Genomic DNA, 18,374 nt, shown 5'->3' with positions numbered 1-18,374 from the left:
CGGCCTAGGCTCGACCCATGAGCGTCGTCAAGATCAACGCCATCTCCGTCCCGCCGCAGGCCCACGAGGAGCTCGAGAAGCGCTTCTCGAACCGCGCGCACACCGTCGAGGGGACGCCCGGCTTCCTCGGCTTCCAGCTGCTCCGCCCGGTCAAGGGCGAGGCCCGCTACTTCGTCGTCACCCACTGGGAGGACGAGGAGTCCTTCGCCGCGTGGCGCGACGGGGACGCGGTCGCCGCGCATGCGGGCGAGCGCCGCAACCCCGTCAGCACCGGCGCCGAGCTGCTGGAGTTCGAGGTCGTGCTGGACGTCAAGAAGTCCTGAACGCCGACGGCTGACGCGCTAGTTGACCGCTCGTCCGTAGCCCTCCCAGTACGGCTCCCGCAGCTTGAACTTCTGGAGCTTGCCGGTCGCGGTGCGGGCGAGCTCGTCGCGGAACTCGATCGACGTGGGGGCCTTGTAGCCGGCCGCCTTGTCCTTGCACCAGGCGATCAGCTCGGCCTCGGTGGCCTCCTCGCCCTCGGCGAGCACGACGAGCGCCTTGATGGTCTCGCCCCACTTCTCGCTCGGCACGCCGATCACCGCGACCTCGGCCACGGCCGGGTGGGAGAACAGCACGTCCTCGACCTCGATCGAGGACACGTTCTCGCCGCCGGTGATGATCACGTCCTTCTTGCGGTCGCTGATCGTGAGGTAGCCGTCGTCGCCCAGCACGCCGCCGTCACCGGTGTGGAACCACCCGCCGGCCAGCGCGCGCTCGGTCTCCTCGGGCTGGTTCCAGTAGCCCTCGAGCACGACGTTGGAGCGCGCGAGCACCTCGCCCGCACTCTCCTCGTCCTCGGAGATGGCCAGGCGTACGCCGAGGGCGGGAGCGCCCGCGCGCGTGAGGTTCGCGGCGCGCTCGAGCGGGTCGAGGTCGTCCCACTCGGCCCGCGAGCGGTTGAAGGTCAGCAGCGGCGAGGTCTCGGTGAGGCCGTAGATCTGGATGAACTCCCAGCCCAGCTCCTCCTGCACCCGCACGACCGTCTTCGTCGGTGGCGGCGCACCGGCCATGATGATCCGCACCTTGTCGCGGCCAGGGATCTCGCCCTCCCACGTCTGGGCCGCGTCCAGCACGGCGGCCGCGACCGCCGGGGCCGCGCACATCACCGTGACGCCGTGGTCGCGCACCCGGCGCAGGATCTCGGCGCCGTCGACCTTGCGCAGCACGACCTGCTTCACGCCCAGGCCGGTCATCGCGAACGGCATCCCCCACCCGTTGGCGTGGAACATCGGCAGCGTGTGCAGGTAGACGTCACGGTCGGTGACGGCCGCGTGCATCGCGAACGTGACCGCGTTGACCCAGATGTTGCGGTGCGTGATCTGAACGCCCTTGGGGCGCGCGGTGGTGCCGGACGTGTAGTTGATGCACGCCGTGGCGTTCTCGTCGGGCTCCCACGGGCGCGGCTCGGCGTCCTCGGGGACGTCGAGCGACGCCGGGTCGCCGAGGACGTACTTGAACTCCGCGTCGACGTTCTTCAGCGACTCCTCGAGCTCGGGGTCGACCAGCAGCACCCGGGCGCCGGAGTGCTGGACGATGTAGTTGACCTCGTCCGGACGGAGCCGGAAGTTCACCGGCACCAGCACCCGGCCGGAGCCCGAGACGCCGAAGAACGCGGTCAGCAGCCGCGCGCTGTTGTGGCTGACGATCGCGACCCGGTCGCCCACCTCCAACCCGAGCTTGTCGAGCATCGCGGCCTGGCGGCGGGCGCGGGCCCCGACCTCGGCGTACGTCATCTCACCCAGGGAGGGGGCGGGCTGGTCCGGCTCGTCGACGACGCCGACCCGCTCGCCGTACACCTGCACCGCGCGGTCGATGAAGTCCGAGACGCTGAAGGGAACAATCATGGCGCCACTGTAGACGGCGTTTCCGGCGTTGCGGCCTGGGAACCGGCGCCGTATGGACACCTCGACGCTGAGCGATCTCTACCAGTCTTCTGGGCCGTTCGCGACCGTGCTCGTCGACGTCGGTCACGAGACCGAGACCGGCGAGCACGAGCACGAGCTGCGGGTTCGCGCGGCGTGTGACGAGCTGCGCGAGCAGGGCGCCGACGGGGCGGTGGTCGACGCCGTGGCCGAGCGCCTGGGCGAGCTCGTGCACCAGCCGTCGCCCGTCGCGCGGGTGGTCGTGGCCACCGCTGACGGCATCGCGTACGACGAGGTGGCGCATCTCCAGGCCGACCAGGCCGTGGCGACGTGGGGGCCGCTGCCCGACCTCGCGCGGTGGATCGAGCACCGCGACGGCTCGGTGGAGTTCGTCCTCGCCGTGGTCGACCACGAGGGCGGCGACGTCGCGGTCCACCGGTCCGACCTCCCCGAGCCCGAGGAGCTCGAGTCGATCCAGGGCGACACCGAGAACATCCACCAGGTCGGCGCCACCGACTGGGGCAACCTCAACTACCAGCACCGCACCGAAAACGTCTGGGCGAAGAACGCGGGCGAGGTCGCCGACCACGTCATGTCCCACGTCCGCACCGGCGCCCGGCTCGTGCTCCTCGCGGGCGACCCGCGGTCGAAGTCGCTGGTCCGCGAGCGGCTCAACGAGGCCGAGGCCGAGATCATCGAGCTCGAGACCGGGTCGCGCAACGAGGACGGCGGCGACGAGGCCCTCGCGCAGGCCGTGCGGCAAGCCCTCGGCGACCAGGTCGTGCGCCGCCGGCTCGAGCGGGTGCACGCGCTGCGCGAGCGCCTGGGGCGCGGTGAGGGCGCCGTCGCCGGCGTCGACGACGTGGCCGATGCCTTCGTGAAAGGTCAGGTCGAGACCCTGCTCTTCGATCCCTCGGTGGCTGCCGAGGCGCAGCTCGACGTGACCGCCCACCCGGGCCTGGCGCTCCCCGAGGAGACGCTGCGCGCCGACCAGGAGCTGGTCGCGGCCGCGGTGCTCACCAGCGCCGAGGTCGGCGTGGCCCCGGCCGCCGCACTCGCCGGCGAGCCGGTCGCCGCCGTGCTCCGCTGGGAGGAATGAGAAGGCTCTCATCCACCTCTCATCGGAGCCCCACCATCAGGCAGGATGGTGGGGACATGAGCACGGTGTGGAAGGCCCTCCTCGGGCTCGCGCTGGTCGTCCCGCTCGGGGCGTACGTCGCGGGCTCGCTCGCCGCGTCCGCGTCGGAGGACCCCGCGCCGCGACAGACGATCGTCATCGAAGAACCGTCCCCGACGCCGTCCCGATCGCCGTCGCCGTCGCCGTCGAGGACACCGAAGCCGTCCGCCACGCTCGAGACCCCGAGCCCGAGCACCGACGACGACGTCGAGGTGGTCGTCCCGGAGTACGACGACTTCGACGAGGACGACGATGACGGCGACGACGACCACAGCGGACCCGGTGGTGGCGGGGACGACGACCACGGGGATGACCACGGGGACGACCACGGGGACGACCGCGAGGACGACGACCACAGCGGGCCCGGTGGCGGTGAGGACGACTAGTCCCTCGGTCCGCGTCCGCATCACCGCGGTCGTGGCGCTCCTCGTGCTCGCCGGCCTCGTCGTGGCCGGCGTCGTCGTGTACACGATCGAGTCGCGCCGGCTCGACCAGCAGATCGCCTCCGAGGTCGACCAGGAGTTCGCGGAGCTCGCCAGGTTCCAGGCACCCGGGCGCACGTTCGAGAGCGTCCAGGTGATGCTCCGGGAGTTCCTCCGGCGCAACGTCCCGGACGACAACGAGGTCCTGGTGACGTGGTGGCAGGAGGACATCGACGCCAAGCAGCTCGGTGCCCTGCCACTGACCAACGACGAACTCCGAGCCGCGATCCGTCCGCTGCTCGACGAGAACGGCACGACCACCGTCGAGAGCCCGAGCGGCACCCAGCAGGTCGCCGTGCAGACCGTCCGGCAGGGCGAGGACACCGGTGCCCTGGTGGTGGTCACCAACCTCGACCGTGAGCGCGAGGGCCTCGCCGAGACCATGCGCACCTACGCGATCACCGCCGGCCTGGTGCTGCTGCTGGTGACCGCGGTGGCCGCCTGGGTCTCCGGCCGGCTGCTCTCCCCGCTGCGGACGCTGCGGGAGACCGCCGACCACATCTCCGAGACCGACCTCTCCCGCCGGCTGCCGGTGACCGGCAACGACGACATCACCGCGCTGACCCTGACCTTCAACGGCATGCTCGACCGGCTGGAGGCGGCGTTCGTCGGGCAGCGCCAGTTCCTCGACGACGCCGGCCACGAGCTCAAGACGCCGCTGACCGTGCTGCGCGGCCACCTCGAGCTCCTCGACACCCACGACCCCGAGGAGCTCGCCGAGACGCGGCTGCTGCTGCTCGACGAGATCGACCGGATGTCCCGGCTCGTCGGCGACCTCATCCTGCTGGCCAAGAGCGACCGGCCCGACTTCCTCCAGCCGCGCGACGTCGATCTCGACGGGCTCACCCGCGACGTCGCGACCAAGGCCCGCGGCCTCGGCGACCGGGAGTGGACGATCGACGCCGCCGCCCGTGTGAAGATCGTCGCGGACGAGCAGCGCCTCACCCAGGCGCTGCTCCAACTCGCCGACAACGCCGTCAAGCACACCCGCGACGGCGACACGATCGCCGTCGGGTCGTCGTACGACGACGGGTCGGCGCGGCTCTGGGTCCGCGACACCGGCCCCGGCGTGCCGCCGGAGGACCGGGAGCGGATCTTTGAACGATTCGGCCGCAGCGCCGTACCTCCAGGTGACGAGGGCTTCGGTCTCGGCCTCTCGATCGTCGGCGCGATCGCCCGGGCACACGGTGGCAGTGTCACCGTCGAGGACGCCGAGCCGGCCGGCGCCCGGTTCGTGATCACCCTGCCGGAGGAGGACCCGTGGCCCGCATCCTGATCGTCGAGGACGAGGACCGCATCGCGTCGTTCGTGGCCAAGGGGCTGCGCGCCGAGGGCCACCTGACGACCACGGTCGCCGACGGCAAGGAGGGGCTCGAGCACGCCCTGAGCGGCGACTACGACCTGGTGGTGCTCGACATCGGGCTGCCGTCGATGGACGGCTTCGAGGTGCTCGACCAACTGCGGTCGCAGGGATCGAAGGTGCCGGTGATCGTGCTGACCGCGCGCGACTCCGTCGGCGACACCGTCTCCGCGCTCGAGGGCGGCGCCGACGACTACATGCCCAAGCCGTTCCGCTTCGCCGAGCTGGTCGCCCGGGTGCGGCTCCGGCTCCGGCAGGAGCACGCGAACGGCGCCCCGCAGCGCCCGGACGTCATCGAGTCCGGCGGCGTACGCCTGGACGTGCGGACGCGCCGCGCGGTCGTCGGGGACCGCCAGGTCGACCTGTCCGCACGGGAGTTCTCGCTCGCCGAGATCTTCATGGTGAACGCCGGGCAGGTGCTCTCCCGCGAGCAGCTCCTCGACCACGTGTGGGGCCTCGACTTCGACCCGGGCTCCAACGTGGTGGACGTCTACGTCGGCTACCTGCGCAAGAAGTTCGGCGCCGAGTCGATCCAGACCGTGCGCGGCATGGGCTACCGGTTCGCGCGGTAGCCCGGACGTCATACGAGGTGGTCGCCAGGGCGACCACCTCGTATGACCTCCCGGCGGGCTACTTCGTGCGCAGGCCGCCGCCGAGCCGGACCGGCGGCTGGCGCTCCAGCACCGGCTCGAGCGCCTCGGCGACCTCGTGCGGCGCCGGACGGTCGGCGGGGTCGATCTCCAGGCAGGCGTGGATGACCTTGGTGACCTCGGCCGGCACGCGGTCGGGCAGCGGCTCCAGTCGGTCGTCGGGCTCGTCGTACGCGCGGTAGCCGGCGACGGCCTCGAACAGCGTCGCGCCCAGGCCCCAGACGTCGGAGGCCGGTGAGGGAGCGCCGAAGCGCTCGGGGTCCCACTGCTCCGGCGACATGTAGGCGTCGGTGCCGATCCGGTCGGCGCGCGTGGCGCGCTCGGCGGTGCGGGCCACGGACAGGTCGATCACCCGGGCCGGCGCGGCCATGATGATGTTGCTCGGCTTGAGGTCCAGGTGGGTCCAGCCGATCCGGCGCAGGTAGTGCAGGGCGCTGGCGACCTCGATCGCGAGCGGCAGGTACTGGTGCTCCTGGAGCGGCCCGTAGCGGCGGATGAGCGAGGACAGCCGCGGGCCGTCGATCGCCTCCAGCACGACGTGCGGGCGCTCGCCGGTGAGCTCGTGGCGCAGGCCCCGAACGACGACCGGGTGGTTGATCGTCGCCAGCGCCTCGACCTCGTGGGCCAGCCCGCGCAGGCTGTGGTCGTCCTCGACCCGGTCCGGGCGGACCACCTTGGCCACGACCGGGCCGTAGGTGACCTCGTCGAAGGCGAGGTAGGCCTCGTAGGCGGACCCGCCGCCGAGCCGACGGACGGCCGTCAGCTCGGCGGTGATCGGGTCACCCTCGACGAAGCCCCAACTGGTGGGGTTCGTCATGGTCAGCCCCGCGTGTTGTGACGGGTGCCGTCGTTCGTGTCGTGACGCGAGTGGTCCACGTTGCCGCGGCCCGGACCGTCGTTGGTCAGGTCACGGACCTGCCGGTGGCGGCTGTCGTCACCGTCGTCGCCGCGCGTCCGGGTGTTGGTGTTGGTGCCGGTGTTGTCGTCACCGGCGCCGGTCCGGGTGCGGGTCTGGGTGCCCGTGCCCTTCAGCCCGGTGTCGTCGTCATCGTCGTCGTCCACGGTCGTGACCACGACGTGCGAGTCGTCGTCGCGCTTGGTGGCGGCCGGGTCGTCGTCCTGGGCGAGGGCGGTGGGCGCCTGCCAGGCGACCATGCCCGCGGTCACGAGGCTCGCGAGCCCGATCGTCCCCGTCTTCAGCAGCGTGTTCATCGTCGTTCCTCTCGTCGGTGTCCTTGCGACACCAGGAACCCTGTCCACCCACCGTGAGCCGACCATGAGCCGTCGATGAGAGTGCTCTCACCCTGCGGTTGGTGACCAAACTGCACGGCCGGGCGCCCCAGCGGTGAGCTGGCCACCGTTCTGCGGCGCGAAACGGTGGCTGGCTCACCGCCAGCCCGGCAACGCGCCCACCGATTGGTCACCAACCACACCGATCGGGCCCGAGATCCTGCGGTTGGTGACCAAACCGCGGCCCGAGCAGCCCGAGCAGACCGGGAACGGCGTCTCAGCGGCGCCAGGCGCGCAGCGTGCGGGCGGGTGCGTCGGCGACGGGCGACTCGGACTGCTCCCAGACCCGCCGCCAGTGTGCGACCGCCGGACCCGCGGGGTCAGGCACGGCGCCGGCGGCGACCCGGCGACGGGCCTCCCACCAGGTCGTCCGGTCCTCCTCGAGCAGCGCGGCGACGGCGTCCTTGATCCGCGGCGCGAAGTCGCGCACCGACTCATCGGCACCCGCCACGAGCGGCTCGCCGAAGCGGATCGTCAGCTGCCGCCGACCGGGCGCGGGCCAGCCGACACCCCGCGGCATCGCGGCGAAGGTGCCACGGTGCGCGACGGGGACCACCGGCACGCCGTACTCCTTGGCCAGGAAGGCCGCGCCCATGCGGAACTTGCCCATCCAGCCGTCGGTCGAGCGGGTGCCCTCGGGATAGATCACCAGGCTCCAGCCGTCCGCGAGCACCTCTCCGGGCGTCGCCGCCATGGTGCCGCCGCGGCGGTCGATCGGGAACGTGTTGAACAGCAGCGACGACCCGACCGCGCGCCACCAGGTGTCGAAGAAGTAGTCGGCCGCCGCCGCCACAGCGGTACGCCGCCGCCACTCGTCGGGCAGCGAGAGCAGGATCAGCGGGGTGTCGAGGTGGGAGGCGTGGTTCGCGACGAAGATCACCGGACCGTCGATCCGGTCCAGGACGTCGAGCCCCTCGACCCGGGTGCGGACCTGGGACCGGAACAGCGGCTCCAGCCCGACCTTCTGCGCCACCTCCCGGGCCGCCATCGCGGGACGCCGCCGCGACCACTCGGTGCGGAAGACCGTCGACCGCGCGGGCGGCACCCACTGCTCGGCCGACCGGGGCACCTGCGGCCGGCGGCCCCAGCGCCACCCGCGGGCGACCATGCGGACGTCCTCGACGGAGGACCGGACGAGGTTCATCGCACGTCCGCGAGCAGGTGCGGCGGGTTGTGCAGGTAGGTGATCGACGGCGACGACCCGACAGTCCCCGACGCCATCTCGAGCGCGTCGGCCAGCGTCGACGCCGCCCGGAACCCCAGCCGGGCGGCCGCCCGCCGGTCCGCACCCACCCAGATGACCTCGTCGACGTGGTCCATCGCGTGCGCCGCCCAGTACCACATGTAGAACGGGTGGACGCCGTGGTAGGCGTGCGAGGTCCGGTAGAGGTGGATGTACCAGGGGTCCTGCGCGAACTGCTGCTCGTACTTCTCCCCCACCACCGCCGGGTCGGTCGACTCCGCGAGGACCTCCTCGTAGAAGTCGACGTACGACGGGTGGTGCAGCTGGTTGAAGCCCTCGTTCAGCGGGTGGTACAGGATCACCGCGCCGCCCTTCCGGACGACCGGCTGGCCCCGGTAGGAGTTGAAGTAGTAGCCCAGGCCCATGCAGGTCGCGAGGATCGGGTTCATCGACGAGTTCACGTTGTAGGGCCCGAGGTACGGCACCCCCATCACGAGCACGTCGGACTGCCCCTGCACCTCGACGAGGTGCTGCTGGTGCACCTTCCGCAGCGTCCGCTCGTGCACGGCCTCGACCTCGCCGGCGTTCACGCCGGTCAGCCCGTAGACCGACCGCATGTCGTGGAACATCTTGTGCCGCATCCTCTGCGGCGCGACCGCCAGGCCCCGGCGGACGCCGAGCATCGTGGCCTGGTCCTTCACCGACCACTCCCACTCGCGCTTCTGGAGGAAGTCGAACGGCTTGGGGAAGACGTCGTTGTTGAGCGTGGTCTCGATCTGGAACACCTTCACGGTGTCCTTGATGACCCGGCCGATCCGCCACGCCGAGTGGTGCATGGCGGAGTGCTTGTGGTCCATGAACGACCGCGAGTGCACCATCGTCTTGGCGTTGTGGTGGTGGCGCAGGGACTTGTACGACGCCAGCCCGATGCCGACCGACTTGTGCCCGCCGTCCATCGCGACGAGGTTCACGTTGACGTAGACCAGCAGGTCGGACTCGGCGGCCCGCTTGCTGATCTCGATGTCCTCGCCCTTGTCGGTGGTGCCGAGGTGGGCCAGCTCCGAGCGGTCCTCGGCGTCGAAGTTGTAGAGGTCGCCCTGCGGGTAGAACGACCGGAACACCCGCTCGCCCACGATGTGCTTGAGCTCGGCCGCGGTCATCCGCCGGTGCAGCGCGTTGGCGGCGATCAGCTTCACGTCGTCGACGCCGGCCTCGGCCGCCATCGTCAGCACGTGCTCGATGATCCGGCCGCGGATGTCGGGCGCCCGCATCGTCGGCAGCGGCAGCGACAGGTCGTCGAAGGCGATGGTCAGCTTCATCCCCGCGAACAGCAGCTCGGGCAGCGGGTCCATGTCGTGCGGGTGCAGCAACGCCTCCCGGATCGCCGCGTCGACGTCCGGTACGGCGGGGATCGACTCGGGCGGGTAGACGACCCGCGTCCCGAGCGGGAAGCCGTCCTCCAGCCGGAAGCCGAGCCCCTCGTGGACGACGAGCGGCGGGGTGCGGTCGTCCACCTCGAGGACGAATCCGGGGCGACTCATGAGGAACTCCTCGGGTCGAAGGCGACTTTGAGCGTGCCGAGGCGGCCGGCCGAGTGGGCGTGGTCGAGCGCTTCCCGCCAGCGGTGCAACGGATAGCTGGCGACGGACTTGGCGAGCTGCTGGACGGCGTCGGTGGCGACCAGCTCGGTCGCCCGCGCGAACGACGCGTCCGAGCGGGCCGAGGCGTAGGTGCCGACGACCTCGAGCTCGCGGAACCAGGCGGCGGACAGGTCGGCCGGCGCCGGCATCCCGGACAGCACGACCCGGCCCCCGGCCCGCGTGGCCTGCAGCGCGGTTTCCAGGGACTGCTTGCTGCCCACCGCGTCGATCGCCACGTCGACGCCGCCGAGTAGGTACGGCGAGGAGAACTCGGGCTCGAGCTGGAAGGCACCCGTGGACCGCCGGACCCGACGCAGCACCTCGCCCGGCGCCACGACCTCGGTCGCCCCGAACTCGCGGGCCAGCTCCTTCTGGCGCGCGTGCTTGGCGACCACGATGATCTCGCCGGCGCCGGTGAGCTCGCGCAGGGCGAGCGTCGCGAACAGCCCGACCGACCCCGCGCCGCTCACCAGCACCCGGTCGCCGCTGCGGACGCCCGAGCGCAGCGCGGTGTGGACCGCGCAGGCGACCGGCTCGATGAGGATCGCCTGCTCGTCGGAGAAGCCCTCGGGCACGACGTGCATCTGGCTCCGGTGCGCGGCCAGCTGCTGGCCCCAGCCGCCGCCGGTGTCCTTGCAGAAGCCGGTCTGGAGCCCGGGCGAGAGGTGCCCGACGGTGATCCGCTCGCAGCGGTTGGTCATCCCCTCGGCGCAGTGCGCGCACGGCTCGACCCCGCGGGCGGCGCAGGTGAGCACGGGGTCGAGGACGACGCGGGTGCCCTTGGGCAGGTCCTCGCAGTCCTCGAGCAACTCGGCCACGACCTCGTGACCGGGCACGAACGGCAGCGACACGACCGCGGAGAAGTAGAGGCTCGTGCGCCCCGACAGCGCCCCCAGGTCGGAGCCGCAGATGCCGGAGAGCCGGGTGCGCAGCCGCGCCCAGCCGGGACGGTCCACCCGCGGCTCGTCGATCGTGACCAGCCGCAGCGGCGCCGCGAACCCCGACAGCACGCCGGGCATCCGCCCGCCGATCGCCTTGCCGGCCACGGTGCGCGACACCGACCGGAACATCTCCAGCGCGAGCATCATGCCGGGCCTCCCGCGGGGTTGAGCGAGCGCGTGTTGGAGTCCGAGCTGGCCCAGTCGACGATCGTCCACCGGTGCCGTCGGGCATGCCGGAAGAGCGACACGTCGGGGCGGACGGCCACCGGCCGGCCGACCGCCTCCAGCAGCGGCAGGTCGGAGTGGGAGTCCGCATAGCCGTACGACGCCGCGAGGTCGATGCCGTGCTCGGCGGCGTACCCGCACATCCACGCGGACCGCGACTCCCCGACCAGGGGCGAGGAGGACAGGAAGCCCGTGCACACGCCCCGGTCGTCGGTGGCGAGCTGGGCGGCCTCGATGTGGTCAAAGAGCGGCGCGAGCGGGCGGGTGAGCGGGGCGATCGCGCCGGTGATGAGCACGGTGCGGTGTCCGGCGGCGCGGTGCTCACGGATCCGGCGCACGGCATCGGGCGAGAGCCGCGCCAGCACGTGGCCGGTGAGGTGCTCGTCGGCGATGGCCTCCAGGTCGGCGAGCCGGGCGCCCTCGTACTCGCGGTAGACCGAGCGCAGGAAGGCACTGCGCTCGCGACGCTCCGCGCGCACCAGGCTCGGGAGCCGCGCGACCATCCGGCCGAGCTCGCCGAGTCGCTCGGTGCCGCTCTGCTCGCGCAGCCGCAGCCAGAGGTAGGTCTCGATGACGTTCGACGACAGCAGCGTCCCGTCCATGTCGAAGAACGCCGCGACGGCGTCGCCCTCCCGCACCGGCTTCAGCTCCGGGTCCCCGGCGGCCTTCCGGCTGCGGCGGGCCTCGTCCATCCGCCGGATCGGCGCGGTGACGGCCGGGCAGTGCACCTCGCGCAGGTAGTGCGGCCAGTCGACGACGGCGGTGTCGAAGGCGAACACCGCCCGGTCCTCGGCCGAGAGCGACCGGTGCAGCGCCAGGGTGTTCGCGTCGGAGAACCGCAGCTCGGCCTGCGCGTACTCCTGGTAGAGCGTCAGGTAGCGCCGGAGGAACTCCAGCCGCCGGCCCTGCTGGTCGAGCTTGCGGGCCAGGTCGCGGGTGCGGTCCCCGCGCGGGGCGTGGCCGACGACGTAGTTCGCGGCCTTGTGGGCCCGCTCGCTGGTGGTCAGCAGCCGCTCGACCGACTGCGCCCCCGGGAACCGCCAGTCCGGCAGGCGCGCGGCGCCGCGGCCGCCGGCCGCGAACGGGTGCTCGTCGAAGTAGGACCGCACGTTGTCGTAGAGCGCCTGGAACGTGAGCGGGTTCCGGTCGCCGGAGGAGACGTGGAAGTACGCCGGTTCGCCCGGCTCGGGCGGCGCGGCCAGCACCGCGACGATCGCGGCGACCACGTGGTCGACCGGGACGATGTCGACGATGGTGTCCGCCGCCGCCGGGAACTCCGGCAGCTCGCCGCGGCCGTAGGCCAGGATCAGCGGCTCGGCCATCTTGAAGCCTTCGATCCAGCCCGGGTGGGGCTTCTCCAGGGCCGACTCGATGATGCTCGGGCGGACGATGGAGACCCGGTGCTGGTGAGGCTGCTCGGCGGCGTACGCCTCGACGACACGCTCGCCGAGCGCCTTGGTGAACGTGTAGCAGTCGGTCCAGCCCAGGCTCCGCGCCCGCTCGGTACCGACGCGCACCAGCTCGGTCTTCACCCACTCCTTGCGCGCCTCCTCGGTGGCGGCGGCGGAGGTGAGCAGGCCCGCACGGCTGTGGGTCCGCTCGGCCTTGCGGCGCTCGCGCTCGAGCACGAACGCGCTGCGGCTCTGGTGCTCGATCGAGCGGCGCTGCGCCAGCCCCCAGGCCAGCTCGGCCTCCAGGTCGACGTCGTGCTCGACCGGCGCCTCCGGGATGTGGCCACGGCGGCGGCCGGCGACGTACGCCGTGGAGATGTGAACGTAATGGGGGTCGCTGCCCGTCTCGCGGATGCGCGCCAACAGGTCCCGGGTGCCGACCACGTTGGTCAGGAAGCCCTCGTCGACCGGCGGGTCGAAGGAGACGTCGCCGGCACAGTGCACGACCGCGTCCAGGTCGCTCGGCAGCGGGGGTACGTCGGTCAGGTCGCCGGAGAGCACGGCGACCCGCTCGGCGGCGCCCTCGAGCCCCTCGAAGACCGGCTTGCGCAGCAGGGCCGCGATCCGGGCCTCGGCCGTCGTGGAGCCCTTCGGGCGCACGAGCACGGTCAGGCGAACCCCGGGGACCTCGCGCAGCATCAGCTGCAGCAGGGCTTCGCCCACGAAGCCCGTGACGCCCGTGAGCAGCACGTGTCGTCCGTCGAGTCGATCGGCCACCGATGCACCCGTCACGCGCCGTAGTGTGCCCTGTCCGACACGTGACCCGCGAGTAACCCTCATCCCGCGGGTCACTCCCCCGCCGTCACATCATCAGGCCGTCGACGATGAGCAGGACCCCGAAGAGCGCGAAGAGCAGCGCGGCGCCGTACTTGATGACCCTCTCGGGCAGCTGCTTGCCGAGGAGGGCGCCCACGCCGATCGCGAGCGCGTCGGCCGCGACCATGCCGACGGTGCTGCCGATCCACGTGCCGAACCAGCCGTGCTGGGTGGCCAGCGTGATCGTCGCGAGCATGGTCTTGTCACCGAGCTCGGCCAGGAAGAACGCCGTGCCGACCGCGAGCAGGGCCATGCCCTGGCTGCGGCGGGCCTTGTCGGCCTCGTCCTCGGTCAGCTCGTCGCCGCGCAGCGTCCAGGCGGCGAAGCCGAGGAACGCGAGTCCGGCGACGACCGAGATCCAGCCCTGGTAGTCGGAGAACGCGTCCCCGATCCAGTAGCCGATCGCGACGCTCGCCAGGTGCACGATCGCGGTCGCGGCGGTGATGCCGAGGATGACGTCGCGGGCGCGGTAGCGCGTCGCGAAGGTCATCGCCATCAGCTGCGACTTGTCGCCGAGCTCGGCGACGAAGATCACCGCGGTGCTGATCAGGAAGGCTTCCATGGGGTCCTCTCTCCGGTCCTGGCCGGAGAGGCGCCGCTCCTGGACGCACCTTCGACCAGGCACGTCCATCTGATGGCTCGTGGATCTGGTCGAAAGTCTCGTCCGCCACCGTGCCGTGACGGACGGTGGCCCGCTGCACCGGATCCTCCGCGAGGAGGCTCAGTGTGTCGACGCAGCTGTTGGGGACTACTCCCTTTCGCCGGCCACGGTACCAACCACCGCGACGTACCTCATTCGGGGGTGGCGGCGCAGCCGCTCGCGGTCCGACGCTGGAGTCGTACCCGGTCCCCCGTCCTACACGACGTTCATCGGCCGCCGGCCGCTGCTCACGGAGCTGAGACAGCGGCTGGCGATGAGTCGCGTCGTGACGTTGACCGGGCCAGGGGGGCTCGGGAAGACCCGGGTGGCTGCGCAGCTGGCGGATGAGGACCAGAGCACCTTCCGCGACGGCGTCTGGTGGGTGGACGTCATCACGGTTCCGGACCGCGCGCTCCTGGTGCCGACGGTGGCGTCCTCCGTGCACCTGCGGACCGAGACGGCGGTGCCGCTTCCCGAGCTCATCGCCGACCACATCGCCGACCGGCGGGCACTGCTCGTGCTCGACGGCTGCGAGCGAGCGCTAGCCGAGGTGGTCCGGATCGTCCTCGTCCTGCGCGACGAATGCCCGAATCTCCGCATCCTCCTCACCAGCAGGCAGGCTCTCGGCATCGGTGGCGAGGCCGTGGTTCGGATGCCGCCGCTGACGGTGCCCGAGGGACGTGGCGCCAGCACCGCCGAGTCGCTCCTCCAGTACGAGTCGGTCGCGCTCTTCGTCGACCGGGCAGCGCTCGCCGGGGCGGACTTCCGGCTCACCGACGAGACCGCCGCGGCGGTCTCCGCTCTGTGCCGCGAGCTCGAGGGCAACCCCCTCGCCATCGAGCTCGCGGCCGCGCGGGTGGTGTCCCTGTCGCCGGCCGACATGCTCGACCAGCTGGGCGACCACCTCGGCCTGCTCGACCGCGGGTACGTCGACGCCCCGGACCGGCACCGCTCGCTCGCTGCCTCCGCGGCGTGGAGCTATGAGCTGTGCAGCCCAACCCAGCGGATGCTGTGGGAGCGGGCCTCGGTCTTCGCCGGCGGCTGCGACCTGGCCGCGATGCAGCGGGTCTGCACGGACGACGAACTGACCCAGGACGCAGTCCCCGGTCTGGTGACCTCGCTCGTGGACCGGTCGGTCCTCCTCGCGGTCCACACCGACGACGGCTCCGTCCGCTACTCGATGCCGTCCTACCTGGCCGCCTTCGGTCGCGCGCAACTGGCCGAGCACCGAAGCCTCGAACGCTGGCGGGGCCGGCACGCCCTGTGGATCGCGGACCTGGCCGGCGGCTTCCGCGCCGGGTGGGTCGGCTCGCGCCAGGCGGCACTGCTGCGGCAGGCCCGGAGGGAGCACGCGAACATCCGCGCGGCGCTGGAGTACTGCACCGCCGACGTCGCGCTGGGCGACCTGGTCCTCGACATCACCTCGGACCTCGACGCGTTCTGGCTGACCAACGGCTTGGCGAACGAGGCCCGGCACTGGCTGGAGCTCGGCCTCGCGTCCGGTTGCGGCAAGCCCTCCCTCCGAGCCATGGCCATGGTGCTGGCGGCGCGGTTCGCGGGGCTGCAGAACGACCTCACCGAGGCGCACGTCTGGCTCGACCAGGCATCGCGCGAGGCCGAGACGGTCGACGACGACCGCGCGCGCGGCCTGACGCTCGTCCTGCGGGCCATCCTCGCCGCATGGAGCCGCGATCTCCAGGCCGCGGTGGTGGCGGCGCGCGCCTCCGTGACGCTGCTCCGAGACGGCGACGACGCCGAGCTCCTGGCTCTCTTCGTCGAAGGGCTCTGCCTGGCCTTCGCCGGGGACACCGAGGCCGCCACGCTGGCCTACGAGCGGCTGATCGCCCGGACCGTCGAGGTCGGCGAGACGTTCCGCCGCTCGCTCGCCCTGATCGGCCTCGCCGAGCTCGCACTGGGGGCGGGCGACCTGCCCGCCGCGACCCAGCACGCGACCGAGTCGCTGGAGATGAAGTCCGAGCTCGATGACTGGATGGGGATCGCCGTGGCCCTCGACTGCCTGGCCCGGGTCTCCCTCGAGGAGTCCCGGCTCGAGCGCGGCGCCGTCCTCCTCGGCGCGGCCCACGCGATCTGGGACGACATCGGCATGCGGGCGACGGGCAACCCGTTCAGCCAGGTCTCGACGCCGTGGGCCGGCGTGCACACGGCCCGCCGTCGCATGGGGAACGCCTCCTTCCGGCGCGCCTTCCGCCGGGGGGCGGCCCTGTCGCGCGACCAGGCGGTGCGCTACGCCCTGACCGACGAGGTCGGGTCGGGCGACGCCGAGTCTGCGGCGGATCCCTCGCCGCTCACCCGGCGCGAGACCGAGGTCGCGGCCCTGGTGGCCGAGGGGCTGTCGAACCCGGAGATCGCCGAGCGCCTGGTGATCTCCGTGCGGACCGCGCAGGGCCACGTCGAGAACATCCTGCGCAAGCTGGGCTTCACCTCGCGCACCATGATCGCCGCCTGGGTCGCCCAGCGGGAGACGTGACACCGGCTCGCCCCACCGCCCCCATGGCGGCAGGACGAGCCGGTGTGCTCGTGGGCGTCGCTCAGCAGGTGCTGTCGGCCTGCGCGCGAGCGTCGGCCTTGGTCGCCTTGTAGGCGGTGAGGCGGTCGCCCGTCAGCGGGGCGTAGGAGTCACCCGTGCTGTTCCAGGCCAGGCCGAACCAGACCTCGGGGGTCGAGAGGATGGCCTCGCCGGCCGCCTTGATCGCGGCGGCGGTGAACCCGTTGTACTCGCCCAGGCCGATCGGCTTGTCCGGGAACCCCTGCTGGTCGAGCCAGGAGGCGAGCAGCGGGACCGCCCGCGCCGGCAGCCTCGAGCCGGGCTGCGAGACCGTGCCGCTCTGGTAGGAGTCGACCCCGACGAAGTCCCACTGGGAGAGCAGGGACTTGCTGGTGTAGCTGGCGAAGTCCGAGACGCGGTTGTCCAGCAGCCAGCCGTTGAGGATCGGGCCGACCTTGATCTCCGGGGTCGTCGAGGACTTCATCAGGTCGAGGAACTTCTGCGAGCCGGCGCGGAAGTCGGCCGGGGCCATGTCGCCGTGCGGCTCGTGCCAGAAGGTCACGGTCACCGGGACGTTGAGGCCGTCGAGGTACGTCCGGGTGGCCTTCAGCCACGAGTCGTAGCCGCCGTTGAGCAGCGTGGCGACGCTCGGGACCTTGTAGGAGATGACCGGCATCATGCCGGCGGCCTTGGCCTGCTCGATGACGCGCGACTGGGCCTTGCCGTCCGACTGCAGGGAGGCGAACACCCGGCGCGCCTCGACGCCGCACGAGCCGACCTCCTTGATCCGCTGCGACCAGAGGTTCGCCGGGGCGGACATGCCGATGATCTTCGGGGCCGGAGCGCTCGCGGCACTCGGAGCCTGGGGAGCCCGGGCGGCCTGGGCGGCCTGGGCGGACGGGACGAGGGTGGTACCGAGGACGGCCGTCGCGGTGGCGAGGCCGGCCAGCGCCATAAGAGGGGCGCGCTTCATGCAATTACTCCTTGGGGGAAGGGGACGAAGGCTCGTGCTCCCGACCTGGTGCGTGGCAGGGGACCACACGGCGGGATGAGCCGACAAGAACTGTCCCAAAGTACTTCCGGCCCCACACCGTCCGAATGACCCGTTCGATTACCCGACGCACGGCCCCCGTATGAGCCAGATCATGCGATCGGGCCTTCAGGCGGGCTTCGCCCGAGCCGACAGCGCCGCCCAGAACCGCCGGGTCGGCGCGACCTGCCCGCAGCTCTCCGGGTTCGGGTCGGCGACACTGGTGCCGACGCGGCGCAAGCCTGCTCGTCCGCGCTCGGAGGGCGGCGCTCGGAGGGCGCTCGGAGGGCGCTCGACGTGGCGCAGACGTGGGCGCAGAGGGGATCGAACCCCCGACCACCTCCTTGTAAGGGAGGTGCTCTACCGCTGAGCTATACGCCCGTCACCCCGAGCGCGCACGAGGGCGCCGGAGCGGGGCACACACTACGCACGAATCGCCCCGGAAATGAAGTTGAACCGCAGGCGTCTCGGGTCACCTGCGGTTCAACGACGACAACTCTAGAGGCCCCGTTCAAGGGCTGTCGCGGGTTCGGTCGAAATCGGGAGGAATTCCCGCTGAGCGGTCTAGACCGGAGCGTGAACCGCGCTCAGAGGACCGCGGTCAGCTGCTTGAGGTGCTCGTCGAGGTCGCGACCCTCGGGCATCGCGTTGTGGACCGCCCAGCGGACCAGGCCGTCCCGGTCGATGACGTACGACGAGCGCCGCGGGCAGCCCTTCGCCTCGTCGAACACCTCGAACGCCTTCGCGACCTCGCCGTGCGGCCAGAAGTCGGAGAGCAGCGGGAAGTTGAGGCCGTCCTGGTCGGCGAACGAGCGCAGGGAGTAGACCGGGTCGCACGAGATCGCGAGGACCTCGGTGTCGAAGGTCAGGAAGTCCGCGAGCCGGTCGCGGATGCCCGCCATCTCGCCGGTGCACACGCCGGAGAACGCGTAGGGGTAGAAGAAGATCGCGACCGCCTTGGTCCCGCGGTACGACGACAGCGTGACGTCCTGCCCGAACTGATCCCGCAGGGTGAAGTCGGGCGCGGGTCCGCCCAGCTCGAGTCCGGTCATGGCGGACATCCTGTCACCCGGACCGGA

The 18,374-nt window shown here is 71.8% G+C and carries 16 protein-coding genes and 1 tRNA gene; 6 read left to right on the top strand and 11 right to left on the bottom strand.

Going from position 1 to position 18,374, the window contains the following annotated elements; all coding sequences use genetic code 11:
• Positions 1-17 precede the first annotated feature (17 nt).
• The gene (locus ACYQ0U_RS20175; RefSeq protein WP_459975675.1) at positions 18-323 is read left to right on the top strand and encodes an antibiotic biosynthesis monooxygenase family protein; all 306 of its coding nucleotides are present in this window, start codon (positions 18-20) and stop codon (positions 321-323) included.
• An 18-nt stretch (positions 324-341) separates the two neighbouring features.
• Here ACYQ0U_RS20175 and ACYQ0U_RS20170 read toward each other — a convergent pair whose 3' ends face one another.
• Complete coding sequence (locus ACYQ0U_RS20170; RefSeq protein ID WP_459975674.1) at positions 342-1,886, bottom strand: AMP-binding protein; 1,545 nt, start codon at positions 1,884-1,886, stop codon at positions 342-344.
• Between the two features lie 52 nt (positions 1,887-1,938).
• Between ACYQ0U_RS20170 and ACYQ0U_RS20165 the strand changes: the two genes are divergently transcribed.
• The 4 genes from ACYQ0U_RS20165 to ACYQ0U_RS20150 are packed head-to-tail and all read left to right on the top strand — an operon-like array spanning position 1,939 to position 5,495.
• Complete coding sequence (locus tag ACYQ0U_RS20165; RefSeq protein WP_459975673.1) at positions 1,939-3,003, top strand: baeRF2 domain-containing protein; 1,065 nt, start codon at positions 1,939-1,941, stop codon at positions 3,001-3,003.
• Between the two features lie 56 nt (positions 3,004-3,059).
• Positions 3,060-3,467, top strand: a complete 408-nt coding sequence (locus ACYQ0U_RS20160) for a hypothetical protein (RefSeq protein WP_459975672.1) — start codon at positions 3,060-3,062, stop codon at positions 3,465-3,467.
• Positions 3,454-4,839, top strand: coding sequence for a sensor histidine kinase (locus ACYQ0U_RS20155; protein WP_459975671.1), 1,386 nt, complete (start codon positions 3,454-3,456; stop codon positions 4,837-4,839). The genes ACYQ0U_RS20160 and ACYQ0U_RS20155 overlap by 14 nt, the downstream gene beginning before the upstream one ends.
• Positions 4,824-5,495 (top strand): response regulator transcription factor, encoded by a 672-nt coding sequence (locus ACYQ0U_RS20150; RefSeq protein ID WP_459975670.1) that lies wholly within the window; start codon positions 4,824-4,826, stop codon positions 5,493-5,495. Before ACYQ0U_RS20155 ends, ACYQ0U_RS20150 begins: the two co-directional genes overlap by 16 nt.
• Before the next feature lie 58 nt (positions 5,496-5,553).
• On the opposite strand, the gene ACYQ0U_RS20145 is transcribed toward ACYQ0U_RS20150, so the two are convergent.
• The 7 genes from ACYQ0U_RS20145 to ACYQ0U_RS20115 form a co-directional block, all read right to left on the bottom strand.
• Positions 5,554-6,390: a serine/threonine-protein kinase gene (locus tag ACYQ0U_RS20145; protein ID WP_459975669.1), complete on the bottom strand. Its 837-nt coding sequence runs from the start codon at positions 6,388-6,390 to the stop codon at positions 5,554-5,556.
• Between the two features lie 2 nt (positions 6,391-6,392).
• Positions 6,393-6,785: a hypothetical protein gene (locus ACYQ0U_RS20140; protein WP_459975668.1), complete on the bottom strand. Its 393-nt coding sequence runs from the start codon at positions 6,783-6,785 to the stop codon at positions 6,393-6,395.
• 295 nt (positions 6,786-7,080) lie between these two features.
• Positions 7,081-8,007, bottom strand: coding sequence for a lysophospholipid acyltransferase family protein (locus ACYQ0U_RS20135; protein ID WP_459975667.1), 927 nt, complete (start codon positions 8,005-8,007; stop codon positions 7,081-7,083).
• The gene (gene larAH, locus ACYQ0U_RS20130) at positions 8,004-9,587 is read right to left on the bottom strand and encodes an NPN-dependent hydroxyacid isomerase, LarAH14/15/16 family (RefSeq protein WP_459975666.1); all 1,584 of its coding nucleotides are present in this window, start codon (positions 9,585-9,587) and stop codon (positions 8,004-8,006) included. The genes ACYQ0U_RS20135 and larAH overlap by 4 nt, the downstream gene beginning before the upstream one ends.
• A complete protein-coding gene (locus tag ACYQ0U_RS20125) occupies positions 9,584-10,771 on the bottom strand; it encodes a zinc-dependent alcohol dehydrogenase (protein ID WP_459975691.1) in 1,188 nt (395 codons plus the stop codon). Before ACYQ0U_RS20125 ends, larAH begins: the two co-directional genes overlap by 4 nt.
• Positions 10,771-13,035 carry an HAD-IB family hydrolase gene (locus ACYQ0U_RS20120; RefSeq protein ID WP_459975665.1) on the bottom strand — a complete coding sequence of 755 codons (2,265 nt, stop codon included), beginning with the start codon at positions 13,033-13,035 and terminating at the stop codon, positions 10,771-10,773. Before ACYQ0U_RS20120 ends, ACYQ0U_RS20125 begins: the two co-directional genes overlap by 1 nt.
• A gap of 70 nt (positions 13,036-13,105) precedes the next feature.
• Positions 13,106-13,681 (bottom strand): TMEM165/GDT1 family protein, encoded by a 576-nt coding sequence (locus ACYQ0U_RS20115; protein ID WP_459975664.1) that lies wholly within the window; start codon positions 13,679-13,681, stop codon positions 13,106-13,108.
• Between the two features lie 352 nt (positions 13,682-14,033).
• Here ACYQ0U_RS20115 and ACYQ0U_RS20110 point away from each other — a divergent pair, with 352 nt between their 5' ends.
• A complete protein-coding gene (locus tag ACYQ0U_RS20110) occupies positions 14,034-16,247 on the top strand; it encodes an ATP-binding protein (protein ID WP_459975663.1) in 2,214 nt (737 codons plus the stop codon).
• A 61-nt stretch (positions 16,248-16,308) separates the two neighbouring features.
• On the opposite strand, the gene ACYQ0U_RS20105 is transcribed toward ACYQ0U_RS20110, so the two are convergent.
• The 3 genes from ACYQ0U_RS20105 to ACYQ0U_RS20095 all read right to left on the bottom strand — a co-directional run bounded on the left by ACYQ0U_RS20105 (position 16,309) and on the right by ACYQ0U_RS20095 (position 18,347).
• On the bottom strand, positions 16,309-17,238 hold the full coding sequence (locus tag ACYQ0U_RS20105; RefSeq protein WP_459975662.1) for a hypothetical protein: 930 nt from the start codon (positions 17,236-17,238) through the stop codon (positions 16,309-16,311).
• 366 nt (positions 17,239-17,604) lie between these two features.
• Positions 17,605-17,676, bottom strand: a tRNA-Val gene (locus tag ACYQ0U_RS20100).
• A gap of 206 nt (positions 17,677-17,882) precedes the next feature.
• A complete protein-coding gene (locus tag ACYQ0U_RS20095; protein WP_459975661.1) occupies positions 17,883-18,347 on the bottom strand; it encodes a peroxiredoxin in 465 nt (154 codons plus the stop codon).
• Between the last annotated feature and the right edge of the window lie 27 nt (positions 18,348-18,374).

The organism is Nocardioides pyridinolyticus (assembly GCF_054653575.1).
Note: the sequence above shows the minus strand (reverse complement) of the source record. Positions and strands in the feature narration are given on the sequence as shown.